Annotated in this window: 16 protein-coding genes; 6 read left to right on the top strand and 10 right to left on the bottom strand. The window is 64.5% G+C overall.

Going from position 1 to position 15,325, the window contains the following annotated elements; translation table 11 throughout:
• Positions 1–44: 44 nt before the first annotated feature.
• Genes EC845_RS09840 through EC845_RS09815 form a run of 6 tightly spaced genes read right to left on the bottom strand, consistent with a single transcriptional unit; the run spans position 45 to position 5,884 of the window.
• Positions 45–833 (bottom strand): class II aldolase/adducin family protein, encoded by a 789-nt coding sequence (locus EC845_RS09840; protein WP_123297657.1) that lies wholly within the window; start codon positions 831–833, stop codon positions 45–47.
• A complete protein-coding gene (locus EC845_RS09835; protein ID WP_233598002.1) occupies positions 830–1,723 on the bottom strand; it encodes an ABC transporter ATP-binding protein in 894 nt (297 codons plus the stop codon). Before EC845_RS09835 ends, EC845_RS09840 begins: the two co-directional genes overlap by 4 nt.
• Positions 1,720–3,027 (bottom strand): M20 family metallo-hydrolase, encoded by a 1,308-nt coding sequence (locus EC845_RS09830; protein WP_233598001.1) that lies wholly within the window; start codon positions 3,025–3,027, stop codon positions 1,720–1,722. The genes EC845_RS09835 and EC845_RS09830 overlap by 4 nt, the downstream gene beginning before the upstream one ends.
• A gap of 10 nt (positions 3,028–3,037) precedes the next feature.
• Positions 3,038–3,919, bottom strand: a complete 882-nt coding sequence (locus EC845_RS09825; protein ID WP_123297655.1) for an alpha/beta fold hydrolase — start codon at positions 3,917–3,919, stop codon at positions 3,038–3,040.
• A 17-nt stretch (positions 3,920–3,936) separates the two neighbouring features.
• Positions 3,937–5,076 (bottom strand): pyridoxal phosphate-dependent aminotransferase, encoded by a 1,140-nt coding sequence (locus EC845_RS09820; protein WP_123297653.1) that lies wholly within the window; start codon positions 5,074–5,076, stop codon positions 3,937–3,939.
• Positions 5,077–5,098: 22 nt separating this feature from the next.
• Complete coding sequence (locus tag EC845_RS09815) at positions 5,099–5,884, bottom strand: SDR family oxidoreductase (RefSeq protein ID WP_123297651.1); 786 nt, start codon at positions 5,882–5,884, stop codon at positions 5,099–5,101.
• A 334-nt stretch (positions 5,885–6,218) separates the two neighbouring features.
• Here EC845_RS09815 and EC845_RS09810 point away from each other — a divergent pair, with 334 nt between their 5' ends.
• A complete protein-coding gene (locus tag EC845_RS09810; protein WP_123297649.1) occupies positions 6,219–6,872 on the top strand; it encodes a GntR family transcriptional regulator in 654 nt (217 codons plus the stop codon).
• 80 nt (positions 6,873–6,952) lie between these two features.
• On the opposite strand, the gene EC845_RS09805 is transcribed toward EC845_RS09810, so the two are convergent.
• Positions 6,953–8,236: an LLM class flavin-dependent oxidoreductase gene (locus tag EC845_RS09805; RefSeq protein WP_233598000.1), complete on the bottom strand. Its 1,284-nt coding sequence runs from the start codon at positions 8,234–8,236 to the stop codon at positions 6,953–6,955.
• Positions 8,237–8,453: 217 nt separating this feature from the next.
• On the opposite strand from EC845_RS09805, the gene EC845_RS09800 reads away from it, so the two are divergent.
• A complete protein-coding gene (locus EC845_RS09800; RefSeq protein WP_123297645.1) occupies positions 8,454–9,026 on the top strand; it encodes a flavin reductase in 573 nt (190 codons plus the stop codon).
• A 66-nt stretch (positions 9,027–9,092) separates the two neighbouring features.
• Here the strand turns inward: EC845_RS09800 and EC845_RS09795 are convergent, their stop codons facing one another.
• A complete protein-coding gene (locus EC845_RS09795; RefSeq protein ID WP_233597999.1) occupies positions 9,093–10,247 on the bottom strand; it encodes a TIGR04086 family membrane protein in 1,155 nt (384 codons plus the stop codon).
• A 302-nt stretch (positions 10,248–10,549) separates the two neighbouring features.
• On the opposite strand from EC845_RS09795, the gene EC845_RS09785 reads away from it, so the two are divergent.
• Positions 10,550–11,560, top strand: a complete 1,011-nt coding sequence (locus EC845_RS09785) for a hypothetical protein (RefSeq protein WP_199739762.1) — start codon at positions 10,550–10,552, stop codon at positions 11,558–11,560.
• Positions 11,561–11,702: 142 nt separating this feature from the next.
• Here EC845_RS09785 and EC845_RS09780 read toward each other — a convergent pair whose 3' ends face one another.
• The gene (locus EC845_RS09780; RefSeq protein ID WP_148077279.1) at positions 11,703–12,305 is read right to left on the bottom strand and encodes a hypothetical protein; all 603 of its coding nucleotides are present in this window, start codon (positions 12,303–12,305) and stop codon (positions 11,703–11,705) included.
• A gap of 120 nt (positions 12,306–12,425) precedes the next feature.
• Positions 12,426–12,638: a hypothetical protein gene (locus EC845_RS09775; protein WP_148077278.1), complete on the bottom strand. Its 213-nt coding sequence runs from the start codon at positions 12,636–12,638 to the stop codon at positions 12,426–12,428.
• A 150-nt stretch (positions 12,639–12,788) separates the two neighbouring features.
• On the opposite strand from EC845_RS09775, the gene EC845_RS09770 reads away from it, so the two are divergent.
• From EC845_RS09770 to EC845_RS09760, 3 genes are all read left to right on the top strand, one after another.
• Positions 12,789–13,517: a cysteine hydrolase gene (locus tag EC845_RS09770; RefSeq protein ID WP_123297636.1), complete on the top strand. Its 729-nt coding sequence runs from the start codon at positions 12,789–12,791 to the stop codon at positions 13,515–13,517.
• Positions 13,514–13,975, top strand: a complete 462-nt coding sequence (locus EC845_RS09765; RefSeq protein ID WP_123297634.1) for a nuclear transport factor 2 family protein — start codon at positions 13,514–13,516, stop codon at positions 13,973–13,975. Before EC845_RS09770 ends, EC845_RS09765 begins: the two co-directional genes overlap by 4 nt.
• A gap of 93 nt (positions 13,976–14,068) precedes the next feature.
• Positions 14,069–15,298 (top strand): gallate dioxygenase, encoded by a 1,230-nt coding sequence (locus tag EC845_RS09760; RefSeq protein ID WP_123297632.1) that lies wholly within the window; start codon positions 14,069–14,071, stop codon positions 15,296–15,298.
• Positions 15,299–15,325 lie beyond the last annotated feature (27 nt).

Here is a 15,325-nt window from a genome sequence, read left to right as displayed (position 1 = left end):
AGGCGAGAGGAAGGGAAAAGACAGGGGGCAGGCGCGTACGCGGGTCAGGTGCGATAGCTCGGGTCCAGCCGGTCGAGGCGACGGAGCAGGCCAGGCCATTCGCGTTCGCCTGCGACGAGGATGTCGCCCTTCTGCTCCCAGAACTGCCGGGCGGCTTTTTCATTGACTTCGTGCGGCGGGATCAGCAGCGGGCCGGCACCCCCGGCTGCGGCGGCCTGCATGTCGAGCTGGATGCGCGCCGCCCGCTCGAAGTAGTACAGCAGCATGAAAGCTTCGGCCGCCGTGCGGCCCACGGTGAGGATGCCGTGATGGCGCAGCAGCAGCACCGGGTGATCGGCGATGTCTTGCACCAGCCGTTGCTGTTCGTCGAGATCGAGCGCCACGCCTTCGTAGTCGTGGAAGCCCTGGCGTTGATAGAAACGCATCGCGAACTGCGACAGCGGCAGCAGGCCTTCGGTCTGGGCCGACACCGCGAGGCTGGCATCGGAGTGGGTGTGCAGCACGCAGACCGCGTCATGCCGGCCCTGATGGATGGCGCCGTGAATCACGAAGCCGGCCACGTTGACCTCGTGAGGCGAGTCGTCGAGCTTGTTGCCGTGGATGTCGATGCGCACCAGGCTGGAGGCCGTGATCTCGTCGAACAGCAGGCCATAGGGGTTGAGCAGGAACTGGTCGCTGGTGCCGGGCACCCGCATCGAGATGTGGTTGTAGATCATGTCGTCCAGCCCGAGGCTCGCCACCAGCCGGTAGCAGGCCGCCAGGGACACGCGGGCCTGCCACTCCGAGGCATCGATGTGAGCGGGACGATGCGCCATCACGGATACGGGTTTCATGCCGGCCGCCCTTGTGTCGACATGAAGGACTTCATGCTCTCCTCCTCGATAGCATCGAGCAGGATGCGCTTGCGTTCGATGAAGTCCGGCGAGGTGACGATGTCGGGGCGGCGCGGGCGCGGCAGATCGACGGTCAGTTCGAGCTTGACGCGCCCGGGGCGGGCACTCATGGCCAGCACCCGGTCGCCCAGGAACAAGGCCTCGTCGACATCGTGGGTGATGAACAGAATCGTGCGGCGGTGCTTCTGCCAGACATCGAGCAGCCAGCGCTGCATCATCGTCCGGGTCAGTGCATCGAGGGCACCGAAGGGTTCGTCGAGCAGCAGCAGATCCCGCTTGAACATGAAGGTGCGCATCAGCGCGACACGCTGGCGCATGCCGCCCGAGAGCTGGTGCGGATACTGGTTCTCGAAGCCCGCCAGGCCGAACTCGGGCAGCATGTCGAGCGCCATACGGCGGGCATCGGCGCGGCGCATGCCTTCCATCTCGACCGCCAGGATGGCGTTGTCGATCACGGTGCGCCAGGGCAGCAGCAGGTCGCGCTGCGGCATGAAGGACACCTGCCCCAGCAGATCGCGGGCCTTGCACTCGCGGCCCAGGAAGTCGAGCCGGCCGCCGGCATCCGGCTCCTCCAATCCTGCGACGATGTTGAACAGCGTGCTCTTGCCGCAGCCGCTGGGGCCGACGATCGTCACGAATTCGCCGGGTGCGATGGCGACATCGAGGTCGCGCAGGGCCTGGACGGAGCCGAAGGTCTTGCTCACGCCGGTGAGCGACAGCAAGGGCTTGGCGCCGGCTCGGGCAGCGGCGGGCACGGTCTGGGTAGGGTTCATCGGTTCGGATTCACTGCTCTGGAAGAAGGTGGCGGCGGAGTGGACGGTGGTGCTCATGTGACGCTTTCTGGCGATGAGGCCGTGGTCAGGGCCTGCAGCATGTCGGCCAGCACGCGCGTGCCGAGCCAGAGGTCGTGCGGCGATGCGTACTCGGCCTCGTTGTGCGTGATGCCCAGATGGCAGGGCACGAACAGCATGGCGGATGGGGCCAAGGGATTGAGATAACGGGCGTCGTGCCCTGCGGCAGAGGGCAGTTCCAGGGTGGCGATGTCCTGCGCCTGCGCGCAGTCCTGTGCCAGTTGCCGCATGTCGGCGGAAAAACTCAGGGAATCGGCGGCCGACAGGCGCTGCACCACGACCTCGCACGGTCCGCGGTGCTCGGTGCACAGTCGCTGGACCTGCTGGCTCATGGCGTTCAGGCGATCGGTGTCGGGGTGGCGCAGATCGATCGAGAAGACCGCACGGCTCGCCACCACCGACGGCGCATTGGGTTCGACCTCGAAGCGCCCGACGGTGAACTTGGTGACGTCGTCCTCGTCATGGAAAACCTGTGCCATGGCCTGGACCATGGCGAGCGCAGCCATCAAGGCATCCTTGCGTTCGGCGCGCGTCGACGTGCCGGCGTGAGCGGCCTCGCCCAGCACCTCGATCCGCCAGGTGTGCTTGCCCTGGATGCCGGAGACGATGCCGACGGACAGGCCCACCCGCTCGAGCACAGGACCTTGTTCGATGTGGGCCTCGACATAGGCGGCCACAGGGCCGCCCAGAGGCCGCAGGACGACCGGCGACAGCCCCTCGGGGGCCAGCAGTTCGTCGAGCCCGCTGCGCGTGGCGGCGAGGGCCTCGTCGACGCGGATGCCGGCACCGTCCCGCACGGGCAGGAATTCGTCCAGCTCGCGCGCACCGGAAAACGCGGCCGAGCCCATCATGCCGGGTGCAAAACGCGAGCCTTCCTCGTTCATCCAGGCCACGACCTCGATCGCACGCACCGGCCTGTGGCCGGCTTCGGCCATCGCCTGCACCGCCTCGAGCGCCGCCACCACGCCGAACACGCCGTCGAACCGCCCGCCGGTCGGCTGGCTGTCGAGATGCGACCCGCTGAGCACGGGCGGCAGCCCGTCGTCGAGCCCCTCGAACCGCAGGAACAGGTTGCCTGCCGGGTCTCGGCTCGCCTTCAAGCCCAGCTCATGACCCCAGCGCACCATCTGCGCCTGGGCCAAGGCGTCTTCGCGGCTCAGGGCCTGCCGGTCGACGCCGCCCTTGGCGGTTGCGCCGAACCGGGCCAGCGTATCCAGGCGCGCTTGCAGGCGTTGCTGGCTGACGTGACGGGAGACGGGTTGGTCGGGGGCATTCAGGGGCACGGCGCAGTCCTCAGGACGTCTTCATGATTTCGGCAGGCGTGGAGCGCGGATCGCGCGCCAGCCACCGGCCTTGCTCGACCGTGGCCAGGAAATCCGACACCAGTTGGTTGAACAGGGCCGGTTCCTCGATGTTGAGCGTGTGGCCGGCCTTGGGCAGCACGGCCAGTCCGCATGCGGGAATCACGCGCTTGAGGAAGATGCCGGGTTGCAGGCAGTGATCGTCCTCGTCGCCGACCATGACCAGCGTGGGCACGGCCATCGCCTTGAGCTCGGGCTCCAGGTCGTAGATCGACGGACGGCGTGCCTGAACGCCCTGCATGGTGCGGGCCGAGCCCAGCGACGAATGTTCGCCGAGCTGGGTCGCGAACTCGAGCCAGCCCCGCGGGTCCTTGCACTGAAAGATGATGCGCGAAGCGGCCGTGGAATAGGTCTTGGAGAACTCGGGCGCCCCCCGGGTCTCGAACTGCCGGGCCACCTCGAGCGACACGCCGCGGAAGTAATCCTCGTACTGCTTTTCGGCACCGTAGCCGGCTCCGGCGACAACCAGCGACAAGGCCATCTGCGGATAACGCAGGCCGAAATGCAGGGTCGCAAACCCGCCCATCGACAGGCCCACCACGTGGGCCTTTTCGATCTCCAGCGACTGCAGGATGTCTGCCATGTCGTCGACGGCGATGGCTTGAGAATAACGCTCGACATCTTCGGGGATGTCCGACGGCGCATAGCCTCGGGCGCTGAAGGTGATGCAGCGGTAGCGGCGCGCGAAATAGCGCATCTGGGGCTCCCAGCTGCGCCAGTCGCCACCGAATTCATGGACGAACAGGATCGGCGTTCCGCTGCCCGTTTCCTCGTAGTAGAGACGGGTTCCGTCGCGTGCGGTGATGTGGGGCATGGTGGCGGCTCCCGTTCTCAAAACAGCCCTTGGGGCAATTCGATGGTGCGGGCGCGTTCGACCATGGCCGGCAGCTTCTCGCAGAATGCATCGGCCCAGGCCTCGGGCACGGTGAGGCTGACCTTGACGAAACGATCGCCGAACGTCTTGGTGTGGTACGTGCCCTGGCGAATCATGATGCCCTCGGCCTGATAGGCGGCAACCAGCGCTTCCGGACGGATGCCGGCAGCGACGGTTTCGATGACCAGCAGATTGGCCTGCGAGGGATAGACCGGAATCGACAGGCCGGGCACGCGGGCCACGGCCTCGGCCACAGCCGCCTGGTTGCGCCGCAGCCGTGCCTTGACCGTCGGAAACCATTCGGCCTTGGTCTTGAGTCCGGCAATCGCCGCGCGCTGCGACAGCACGTTGCTGCCCAGGTTGTTGGGCGGTGCGGCAGCGACCATCTCGATGATGTCCGGATTGGAGATCACCGCTCCGAGGCGCATGCCCGCCAGGCCCAGCCACTTGGAAAAGCTGTAGGTCACCAGCGTCTTTTCCGGGTAGAACGGATAGGCCGGGGTGAAGCCGTCTGCGAACTGCGCGTAGGTGGCGTCGTGGATCAGATAAGCCCCCACCGAACGGGCGATGGCGGCGAAGGCCTCGATCTCTTCGGCGGTGTGGCAGGTGCCCAGCGGGTTGTTCGGATCGACCAGGTAGATCACCCGGGTCTGCGGCGTGACGGCGGCCTGCAGTTGCGCCGGGGTCAGCTTGTAGTTCTGGGCCGCGTCGTAGATCGGCAGTTCGACGACCCGTGCGCCGGCCTCCCGGGCAAACTGCATGGGCCAGGCCCAGCTCGGATCGGTGGTGACGAAATCGGTGCCCGGCTGGCAGATGCGGCGGCAGATGTTGTAGAGCGCCTCGACCGCGCCGTCGGTCACGAAGGCGCAGGCATCCGTATGGGCCAGTCCGAAGTCCTCGACGATCAGGCTGCGCAGTTCCTCGAAGCCGGCGGGCGGGGCGTAGGCGTGGTAACTGCCGTCCTGCAACGCGTCGATCACGGCCTGGATCACCGTCGGGTGGGGCTCGAAGTGGTTGGTGTTCTGGCCGAGCCACATCAGCCCGGGGGTGTTGCACAGCCGATCGAAATAGGCGTTGCGTGCTTCGAAGAGTCGCATGGTGGATCTGCCTTTGCTGCGCTCAGATGATGGAGCGGCGCGACGCGATGCCGCCGTCGATGGTGACGATGGTGCCGGTGATGTACTGCGCGCGGTCCGAGGCCAGCCAGACGATCAGGTCGCCCACTTCCTCGGGTTGTGCGGGACGCTTGGCCGGGTACTTGTCGAACAGCTCTTCCCAGCGGCCTTCGTCGCCGTACCAGTCGAGCGCACGGCGCTTCATGAGCTTGACCATGCGGTCGGTCGCCACCGGTCCGGGATTGACGCCCACCACGCGGATGCCGTCGTCCAGGCTGCGACCGCCCACGCCGCGCGTGAAGGCCATCATTGCGGCATTGCCGGTGGTGCCGACGATGTAGTTGGCATCCCAGTTCTCGCCCGAGTTGCCGATGTCGTTGACGATCACGCCATGGCCGCGCTGCTTCATGTGCGCATAGATCTCGCGCGTCAGCGTGGCGTACGAAAAGATCTTCATGTCCAGGCTTTCGCGCCACTGGGCATCGCTGAGCTTGTCGAGCGGGCCGGGGGTGGAGTCGGCGGCGTTGTTCACCAGGATGTCTGCATCGGCGCAGCGCGCGGCCAGGGCGATCACGTTCTCGGTCTTGGAGAGATCGGTGGCGTGGATCTCGACCGTCACGCCGAACCGGCGGACGAGCTCATCGCGGGCTTCGGCCAGCTTGTCTTCGGAACGGGCAGCCAGATGGAGCTTGCCGATGCCCTCTTGGGCAAAGCTGAATGCGGTAGCCAGTCCGATGCCCTTGGAGGCGCCGGTGATCAGTGCGGTTTTGCCTTTCAGACCGAGATCCATGATGCGATGACCTTTCTATGTATACAGAGTGTTGTGCATGTCGCCCTCGTGCTGCCGTCTTGCATGCATGAGGCGGATGCGCTCTGTTCAGCAAGGGGCGTGCCAGATGGAATCCCTTGTTTCAGCCCCTGTCCAAGGTCGGATAAGCCGTCTCCATGCACCATATGCGGAGACGAGGATACGCATTGGTGCATGCCTGCATCGTATTGATGCATACACAGATTAATTCAATGTATGCAAGAAGTCGGTCGACGATGTTTTCCAGCGCCGTGGCTGGCATGATTCCAGCTATGCTTGTGCATAGGATCTTCCTGATCGCCACACACTGATTTCAATGACAACAACGCTTACGCGCTCCGAACACGTGCAGCAAATCCTCGAGCAGGAAATCTTTTCGGGCGTCCTGCAGCCGGGCGCCCGGCTCGATGAAATGGAGCTGGCCGCGCGCCTCGACGTTTCCCGCACTCCCGTGAGAGAGGCCCTCCGGCATCTGGCCTCAGCCGGGCTGATCGAGATCCGCAATCGCCAGCCCGCACAGGTGGCCCGGCTGTCGGCGCATAAGCTGATCGAGATGTTCCAGGTGATGGCGCAACTCGAGGGCCTGTGCGCCAAGCTCGCTGCCCGGCGCATTTCGACCGAACACCTGGCCGCACTCAACGAACTGCAGGCCACGCTGGTGACCCTGGTCGACTCCGACGATGCGGACGAGTTCTACGAGGTCAATCGGCGCTTCCACGAGCTGATCTACGAAGCCTCGCAGAACAAGTTCCTGGCCGAGCAGACACGGGCACTGCGCAACCGCGTCGGCTCTTACCGGCGCATGGTGACGCAGCGTGCGAGCCGGCGCATCGACACCATTCCCGAGCACGATGCGGTGCTGCGCTGCATCGCCCGGGGCGACGAGGAAGGTGCCGACAAGGCGATGCAGGCCCACGTCAACCTGCTGGGAGAAAAGCTGCTCGACTTCATCGCGCTGTTCCCCAAATGAAGCCGTGAACCGGCACCCGCCCCCAGGGTGCCTCGAGCCGCCCGCAACGGCCGGATGTCGGCGCGGCGGGCCAGGCTTTTTCAGCGCACGGGCGCCGGGCGCGACAGCCCCAGGTGATCGCGCAGCGTGCTGCCCTCGTAACGTGTGCGGAACAGCCCGCGCTCCTGCAGGATCGGCACCACGCCATCGATGAAGTCGTCGAAGCCTTCGTGGAAGTAGGGCGGCATGATGTTGAAGCCGTCGGCGGCATGGCCTTCGAACCAGGTCTGCAGCGTGTCGGCGATGGTTTCGGGACTGCCGCAGAGCACCCAATGGCCGCGCGCCGCAGCGGTCAGGCTGTAGAGATCGCGCAGCGTCATCTGTTCACGGCGCGCCTTGGCCAGCAGCACGCGCGTGAAGGCATGGTAGGTATCGGGCAGGGCCAGCTCGGGCACCGGTGCATCGAGCGCGTAGCCCGAGAAATCGTGCCCGAAACGTTCGGACAGCACCGCCATCGCGGTCTCGGTGCCGATGTACGCCTGCAACTGATTGAGCTTTTCGCGGGCTTCCCGATCGGTGCGCCCGACCACCGGCATGACCCCCGGCAACACCGTCACATCGCGCGCGCTGCGGCCGAACTGCGGCAGGCGACTCTTGAGATCGGCATAACTGGCGCGCGCCTCGTCGTAGTCCTGCACCACCGAGAACACCACGTCCGCCGTGCGGGCTGCCAGTTGCAGACCCGCATTGGAGCCGCCGGCCTGCAGCACCACAGGCCTGCCCTGCGGTGCGCGGCCGATATTGAGCGGCCCTTCGACCTTGAAGAACTCGCCCGCGTGGCGCAAGGCGTGTACCTTGGAGGGATCGATGTACAGGCCGCCGACCTTGTCCGCCACCACCGCATCGTCGTCCCAGCAGTCCCAGAGGCCCTTGACCACGTCGACGAATTCGCCGGCCATCTCGTAACGCCGGGCGTGATCGGGGTGGACGGTGCCGAAGTTGGCGCCGACCGCCGCATTCGACGTGGTCACCGCGTTCCAGGCCGCCCGGCCGCCACTGATGTGATCGAGCGATGCAAAGGCCCGCGCCACCGTGAACGGATCGCTGTAGGTCGTCGAGACCGTGGCCCCCAGGCCGATGCGATGGGTGCCCGTGGCCAGCGCCGACAGCAGGGTGAGCGGCTCCAGCCTCAGGGTGTACGAAGGGTGGGCTCGGGGATCGGCATTGAGGTTGTCGCCCATGAAGATCAGGTCGAACAGCCCGCGCTCGGCACTGGCGCCGATGCGCTGGATGGCCGAAAAATCCTGGAACGTATCGACCGCCCCCGGATGGCGCCAGCCTGCGCTGTGGCTGCCGGTGCCCAGAAGGAAGAGTCCGAGATGCATCTGCCGTTGCGTCATTTCAATCCTTTGTACATCTGATGGTTGGTTTTGTATGCATCGAATGACGACGCAAATTGCGTGCCGGACCGTTGATACAAGCGGACATTCGACAACCGATACGCATCCTCGACGAATCGATTCGTTCTCGGCAAACGATCAGGTATACATATTGCATGCATCTGCATAAACAAAGGTCATCCCCTCCTCTTCCCGTCTTGTCATGAGCCTCATCAGCAGCCCCCTCCCCTCCAGCGTCCCTGTGCCCGCGGCAGCCCTGCCGACCGGGCAGGCCGAGGACCCCATCGAGCGCGCGCGGGCCTTTCGGGCGGCGATGGCGCAGGTGGCCGCAGCCGTGCATGTGGTGACCACCGACGGCCCGTGCGGACGGGCAGGCTTTACCGCATCCGCCGTCAGCAGCCTGAGCGATGCACCGCCCATGCTGCTGGTCTGCCTGCAGAAGAACTCGTCGGCCTACGCGGCCGTGCGCGGCAATGGCGTGCTGTGCGTCAACACGTTGAGCGCCGATCAGGAGGACCTGTCGCGCCTGTTTGGCGGCAAGACCCCCATGGCCGAGCGCTTTGCCGGCCTCGCCTGCGAGGCCGGGGCCAGCGGCTCGCCGCTGCTGCCGGGCGTGCGGGCCCGATTCGACTGCCATATCGAGCAGGTTGTCTCGGTGGCGACCCACGATGTGCTGCTGTGCCGCGTGGTGGCCCCGCAGGCCTGTGCGCCGGCGGCCGGCTCGCTGGTCTATGCCGACCGGCGGTATCACGGGGTGGGGGTGGGGGCGGCGTGACCGCCCCAGCCGTTCGACCCCGACTCGATCGATCCGGCGCCTTGTTCCCGGCAGCACCCCCGATGTTCAGGGGCGTTCCGTCACGATAGGGGCGCGAACTTCACGCGGTTGGCGGCGGTAGCCCGCAGCACCTGCACCCGCAGAAATCAGCGCACCGAGGATCAGCACCGCCAGCGTGGCCCACGAGCCCTTGGCGATCGCGGCAGCGGCCTTGGCACCGGCTTCACGCGCCTTTTGCTCGGCGTCCTGCTTGGCCTGCTCGAACTTGGCGCGAGCCTCGTTGTAGGCGCGTTCGTAGTTGTCGGCGATCTGCTGGGCTTCGGCCCGTGACTTGCCTGTACGGGCCACGATGATGTTGATCAGCGCGTCCTTGTCCGCGGCGTTGAGCACCCGGTCGGCACGGGCCATCACGCCCTCGAACCAGGCCTTGCCATCCGCACCGGCAGCTTGGGGGGTCTGGGCCGACTGCTCGACGCGCGCCTGGCCTTCGGCGGCTGTACCGGAAGCCTCGGACTTGAGCTGCTCGGGCTGCAACTCGGGCTTGCCGGTCTGCCGCAGCAGCGTTTCCAGTTCGTCCTGCAGGCCCCGTGTGTCGAACGACACCCCTGCGTTCTGGATCCCTTGCTGCAACGCTGGCCCGGCGGCTGCCGCGCCGGCAGTGACCACGGTGCCCGCCGCCGACAGCCCGGCCTTGGCGGCACTGCCGGCCATGTTCAGCGCCGTACCCGTGGCACTGAGCAGCAGGTAGCCCGCAAACAAGGTTGTGACGGCCCACGACAGCAAGCCATGCAGCGCGCCGGAGCGCCGCGCCAGATAGCCCGCGACAAAGCCGCCCAAAGCAATCGAAATCAAGGTCGTCACCCCTGCCCAGATGCTTGCCCCGGCGCCAAACCCATCGAAAGGGTTACCACTGGCCAGTGGATCGATCGCCGACGCGCCGATGGCCGTCCCCAGAACGGACAGCACCAGATAAACGATCAAGCCGATCACCAGACCGGCAAAAATCGCGCCCCACGAAACCTTGGCAAATCGGTATGACTGCTCTGTGATATAGCTATTTGTTACAGACATGTAATGCCTCTTGGATGTTGACGACACTCTGAACTCGCCTGGATGAGAGCGAGTGCGGACACCATGGACTGCCTGTTTGCTCGTCGACGCGCCATGAATGGCCCGCATTACGGCCGAGTGAAAATGGCCGGAATCTTTGGGTTTGTGCATGAACTGTATGCACCCCACTCGAGCGACCCTGTCGGTCAAGCACGCGGATCGCTTCTGGGGCGCAAGCAGTGAAGAGATAGGAGCGCTGCGCCAAGAGATGTAGGCCAGACAAGCGGAGCGGGGCTGAACCCTCTCCGTCCGATTCCACCCCGTCACACCCCCTCTCGAGAGGGGGTATCACGAGATGGCGCACAGGGGCGTAGGACAAGGCCTATTCATATTGCTGGCCCTGACTCACACGGATACTTGAATTCACAGTCAACACTCCACGTCTCATTTTTGTAAACGCAGGAGACGTGAAGATGTCCTCAACCAAGAGGTGGGCTTCCACCGTGATCGCGGCCTTGACCCTCAGTTTGTTGGCCGCCTGTGGCGGCGGCGGTGGTGGCGGAGGCGATGACTCGGCCGGTGGCGGCAATGGTGGAGGAGGAGGCGGCGGTGATGGCGGCGGTGGCGGCACCAATCCGCCCGGTTCGACCACGCTCACCTACTTCTACCGAAGCACGCCCATGGCGACCGATGTCGACACCCTGGCCAGCAACCTGGCAGCCCAAGGCGCCGAAGGCTACCGGTATGTCGGCCCGGCCTCGTTCGGCAGCGTGCCCAGCTTCGAATTCGCCAACCTCTACGCCAAGGATGTGGCGGCGACCTATGCCTACCGCCTGCTGGATGTGCAGGCCGGCGAGACCGACGCACTCGCGCAGCTCAATGCCCAAGGCGCCGAAGGCTACAAGTACTACGGAGACCTCGCCATCGGCCCGATCGGCTCGATCGGGGCTCAGCGATCCGTGTATGTTCGCGACCAGACCAACCCCGGCAACTTCGAATACCGCCTGCTCGATGCGACGAACGATCGCAGTTCCTTCCTTGCCCAGGCCAACGGCCAGGGTGGCCAGGGCTACTGGTACATCTCGGGCGTCGCGCTGGGTGGCGGCGCATCGATCAAGCAGCTGTACATGACGGACAAGACCCATGCGGACGCCCGTTACGAATACCGTGCCGTCGATGCGGTGAGCAGCCGCAATGACCTGAGCACGCAACTCAACGAACAAGGCGGCCAGGGCTACCGGTTCAAGGGCCCGGACTTCCAGGCCGGCAACCTCTACGTGCGCGACACCACACAAAACGCGACCTTCACCTACCAGATCGAAGACCCGAAGACCAGCGCGGGCGACTTCGTGAACCACGCCAACGAGCTGGGCGGATCGGGCTTCGGTTTCCTGACCACCCTGGTACAAGGCGAAATCTTCGTGCGCCCTGAAAACTGCAGCGGTTATCTCTGCACCGTCCTGCATCCGCTGACGCAGAACTGATCCCCCGTCGAACGATCCGGCGCCGCCAGGAAACCGCCCACCCCGGGCGGTTTCTTTTTTTCGGACGACTGCAAGACAAAAAAATGCCCCGATGGGCACCGCTAGAGTCGGGCCGGATCGGCAGTCCGGGCAGCGATGCGCTTCAGGCCGTGACGGCGGCGATCGGCTGCGTGCGCCGGGCCGATCTCACGCGGTGGTGCCCGGCCGGCTTTTTATCGGCGCTGTGGATGCGAACCAAGGAACGGAGAACCCCATCGCCTCCGGCCGTTTTCCGGGTCTTCACCTCCCATCCCTGCAGGCGCAGAAACTCGAGATACGCGACCAGCACCGGGTGGCACGCAGACCCCTCGCCCGCACAGGCGTGCAGCTTGTTCAGCGTCGCCACCAACTGATCCTTGCCTGCAGGCCCGCCCATGGCGTACATGAGGCTCATGATCATGGGCAGGCCCATCATGGCGGGCGCCCCGCCAGGGGGCGTGGGTGAACCGTGTTGATGGAGGCGATCGGCGATGGTTTCGGAGCAGGCGTGCTGGGCGTTGCCGACGTCCATGGGCCGGGGGAGCAGGACTTCCATCACCTGCAGCAGCGCTCCGGGATCGAGTGCCAGACCGGCATTTCTGGCTCGCCTGAAAGCCAGAACGGTGGTGCGCAGAAGATCCAACTGTTTTTCTCGTTCACCGGCAAAGCCATCGAGCACGATGGGGCTGGTGACCGCAGTCGCCTGAACACTGTGTTGTCGTTGCATGATCCGCCTCCCTCCCCTTCGATGCACCGAAGTGCCCAGTTGGAACTCGGACCTCTTGGGCCACGTCTGCTTCCCCGGCCGCTTGTCCCTCGACCTCTTTCGAGATGAGACCAGTCTAGCTCAACCCATGAGCGTGAAGGGGTGGAGGCGGAAGTCAGGAAGGTCGACAAATGTCAACGAGGCATGCTCGCATGCAGGCGTTTCAATTTCGTCTAGCCGCCCGGCGACGAAAGAAGCGGTGTCGTTGTGCGACGACGCCCCCTTGAAAAAAAACGAGCCTGCGCGATTGTCGATGGTGGTAAACCGAGCTTTACATGCACCGTTGTAGAACATACAGGCTGGGCTCCGCACACAGGCGGTGCCCGCTGCGCCCAAAACTAACCCCATAAGTTTTATAGAACGGTTTTTGATAATTTTCAACTGTGCTTATGAGGGGTCCGGTGCAAGAATGACATCAAATTGTCAAACGCATGAGGATGCCAAATGGACGGCCAGCAGCAGGAAGTCAAAAACCCGGCCCCTTTCAAGATGCCGCAGTATGTGATGGAGCGGGTCATGAAGAAAAGGGGTCGACTTCGAGTTTTCGAAAACTTCGATCCGCGAGAAACCGCCTTGGTGGTGGTGGACATGCAGGATTTCTATGTCCGGGACGTTCCGAACGCACTGGCCATTATTCCCAACATCAATCGTCTTGCGCGGGAATTCAGAAGTCGGGGCGCCAAGGTGGCTTGGGTGAACATGGTGGCCGGTGAAGGTGGCCGCAGCCTGTGGCCTCTGTATCACGACTTCTTCTTTTCGCCCGAGAACGGCCGACGCCACCGCGACAACCTGACCAAGGGTCACCCCGGACAGGCCGTGCATGGCGAGCTGGAAACCCGTCCCGAAGATGTATTCGCCGACAAACGCCGCTTCAGTGCATTTATCCCCCAACATTCTGATTTACACGAAAGACTCCAGGACCAGGGAATACGGAATGTCGCCATCACGGGCATGTTGACGAATTTCTGCTGTGAAACCTCTGCCCGCGATGCCATGATGCTGGATTATCACGTGGCGATGATTTCAGACGCCAATGCGGCCCGGTACGACGAAGACCACAATATCGGGTTTACCACGGTATTCCAAAGCTTCGGTGATGTCGTGACGGTCGACGAGATGCTCGACGAGATACTGAAACCCCCTTCCGGCGACGGAGAAAGCCCACTGCGATGAATCCCGAGATTCATTGCATCGAATCCCTGCTGCGCGAATTCGCGGCGTTGAACGATGCTGGCCGTTACGAAGAGCTGGCAGGCCTTTTCATCGACGAGGCGACGTTTTGCAGGCCATCGGATCCCGACCGCCCCTTGCGCGGAAGAGTGGCCATTCTGGAATCCCTGCTGGCCCGCCAGCAGGCACCTGGCACCAGCCGGCACCACATGGTCGCAGATCTGGTGGTGGAAACGTGCGACGACGGTGTAGCCCGTGTGTCCAGCGCCTCGATCCTGATCACGATGGACGCCCATGGCGCCGGATCGGTGTCGATCGGAGGCTACAGCGATGTTCTCGTCCAAGTGAATGGGACATGGCGATTCGCGACGCGCCGGGGGTTCACGACCATCGGCCCGCTGTCCTACACCGCTGCAGACACGCCGCCCGGCCCTGCAGGGTCTGCCGCCGCGGCACGGTGACGACGGCCCTCTGCCGTCCCGAGAGGCACAACGACCCGGCCTTATCCCCAGGCGCGTCTCGAGACCCATCAACAGTGTGAGCAAGGAGTTCAAATGGCCAAGATACTCGGCGGCATCGGGATGTCGCACGTACCGACCATCGGGGTGGCATACGACCGGGAGAAGTGGAACCAGCCCGCCTGGGCACCGCTTTTCGAGGGCGCACGTCCTGCTTACGACTGGCTGGCAGAAAAGAAGCCCGATGTCCTGATCGTTCTTTACAACGACCATCTCAACGCGTTTTTCTACGACCTGTATCCGACGTTCTCCATCGGTATCGCGCCCGAGTACGACGTCGCCGATGAAGGCGCAGGCCGCCGCCCGCTGCCCATGCTGCCCGGCGACACGGCATTCGCATCGCATCTGGCCGAGCAGTTGGTCGACCAGGAGTTCGACATGGCCGTGTTCCACGACCGTCCGCTCGACCATGGCGTGTTCTCCCCCCTGCCGTTGCTGTGGCCGCATCGGCCGGGCTGGCCGGGCCGGGTGGTCCCCATCATGGTCAATGTCGTCCAATACCCCCTGCCGACGCCCATGCGCTGCTTCAAGCTCGGACAGGCACTGCGGCAAGCCATCCACGCCTATCCCGAAGACATCAGCGTGGCGATCGTCGGTACCGGTGGACTGTCCCATCAGATCCACGGCGAACGCACCGGCCACAACGACACCGAGTGGGACATGCGTTTCCTGGATCTGCTGCAGCATGACCCGCTGGAGCTGGCCCGCATGCGGCATGTGGACTATGTACGCCTGGGTGGAGCGGAAGGTGCGGAAGTGATCATGTGGCTGGCCATGCGCGGGGCCCTGAGCGACGACATCACGCAGCGCCATCGCAACTACTACCTCGCGACCACGACCGCCATGACGACGCTGGTGCTGGAGGAGAACGTTGTCCATGCCCCGCAGAGCGACGAGATACGCGCCGGCAATCCCCAGACGGAAGGCATGGAGGAAATTCCGGGAACCTATCCCTTCGATCTGCGCACGGGCGTTCGTCAGACCCGGCTCAACCGGTTCTTCTGGCAATTGCGGCTGGCCGAAGCGCGCACGGCTTTTCTGGAAGATGGCCAGGCGGCGTGCACGGCGGCAGGTCTGTCGGCCGAAGAAACTGCCCTGGTCCTCGGGCGTGACTGGCTGGGGCTGGTACGCGCCGGAGCCAACTTCTTTGTACTCGAGAAGTATGCGCGACTGGTCAAGGAAACCAATCTGGAGGTCTACGCCAGCATGCGCGGCGAGAGCTATGAGACGTTCATGGCCACACGTCGCGTGCCGGACGCAACGTGACGTTCGAGACTGGATATCACGTCCCCC

Source organism: Comamonas sp. BIGb0124, assembly GCF_003752175.1.
In the GTDB taxonomy this organism is placed as follows: domain Bacteria; phylum Pseudomonadota; class Gammaproteobacteria; order Burkholderiales; family Burkholderiaceae_C; genus Comamonas_F.
Note: the sequence above shows the minus strand (reverse complement) of the source record. Positions and strands in the feature narration are given on the sequence as shown.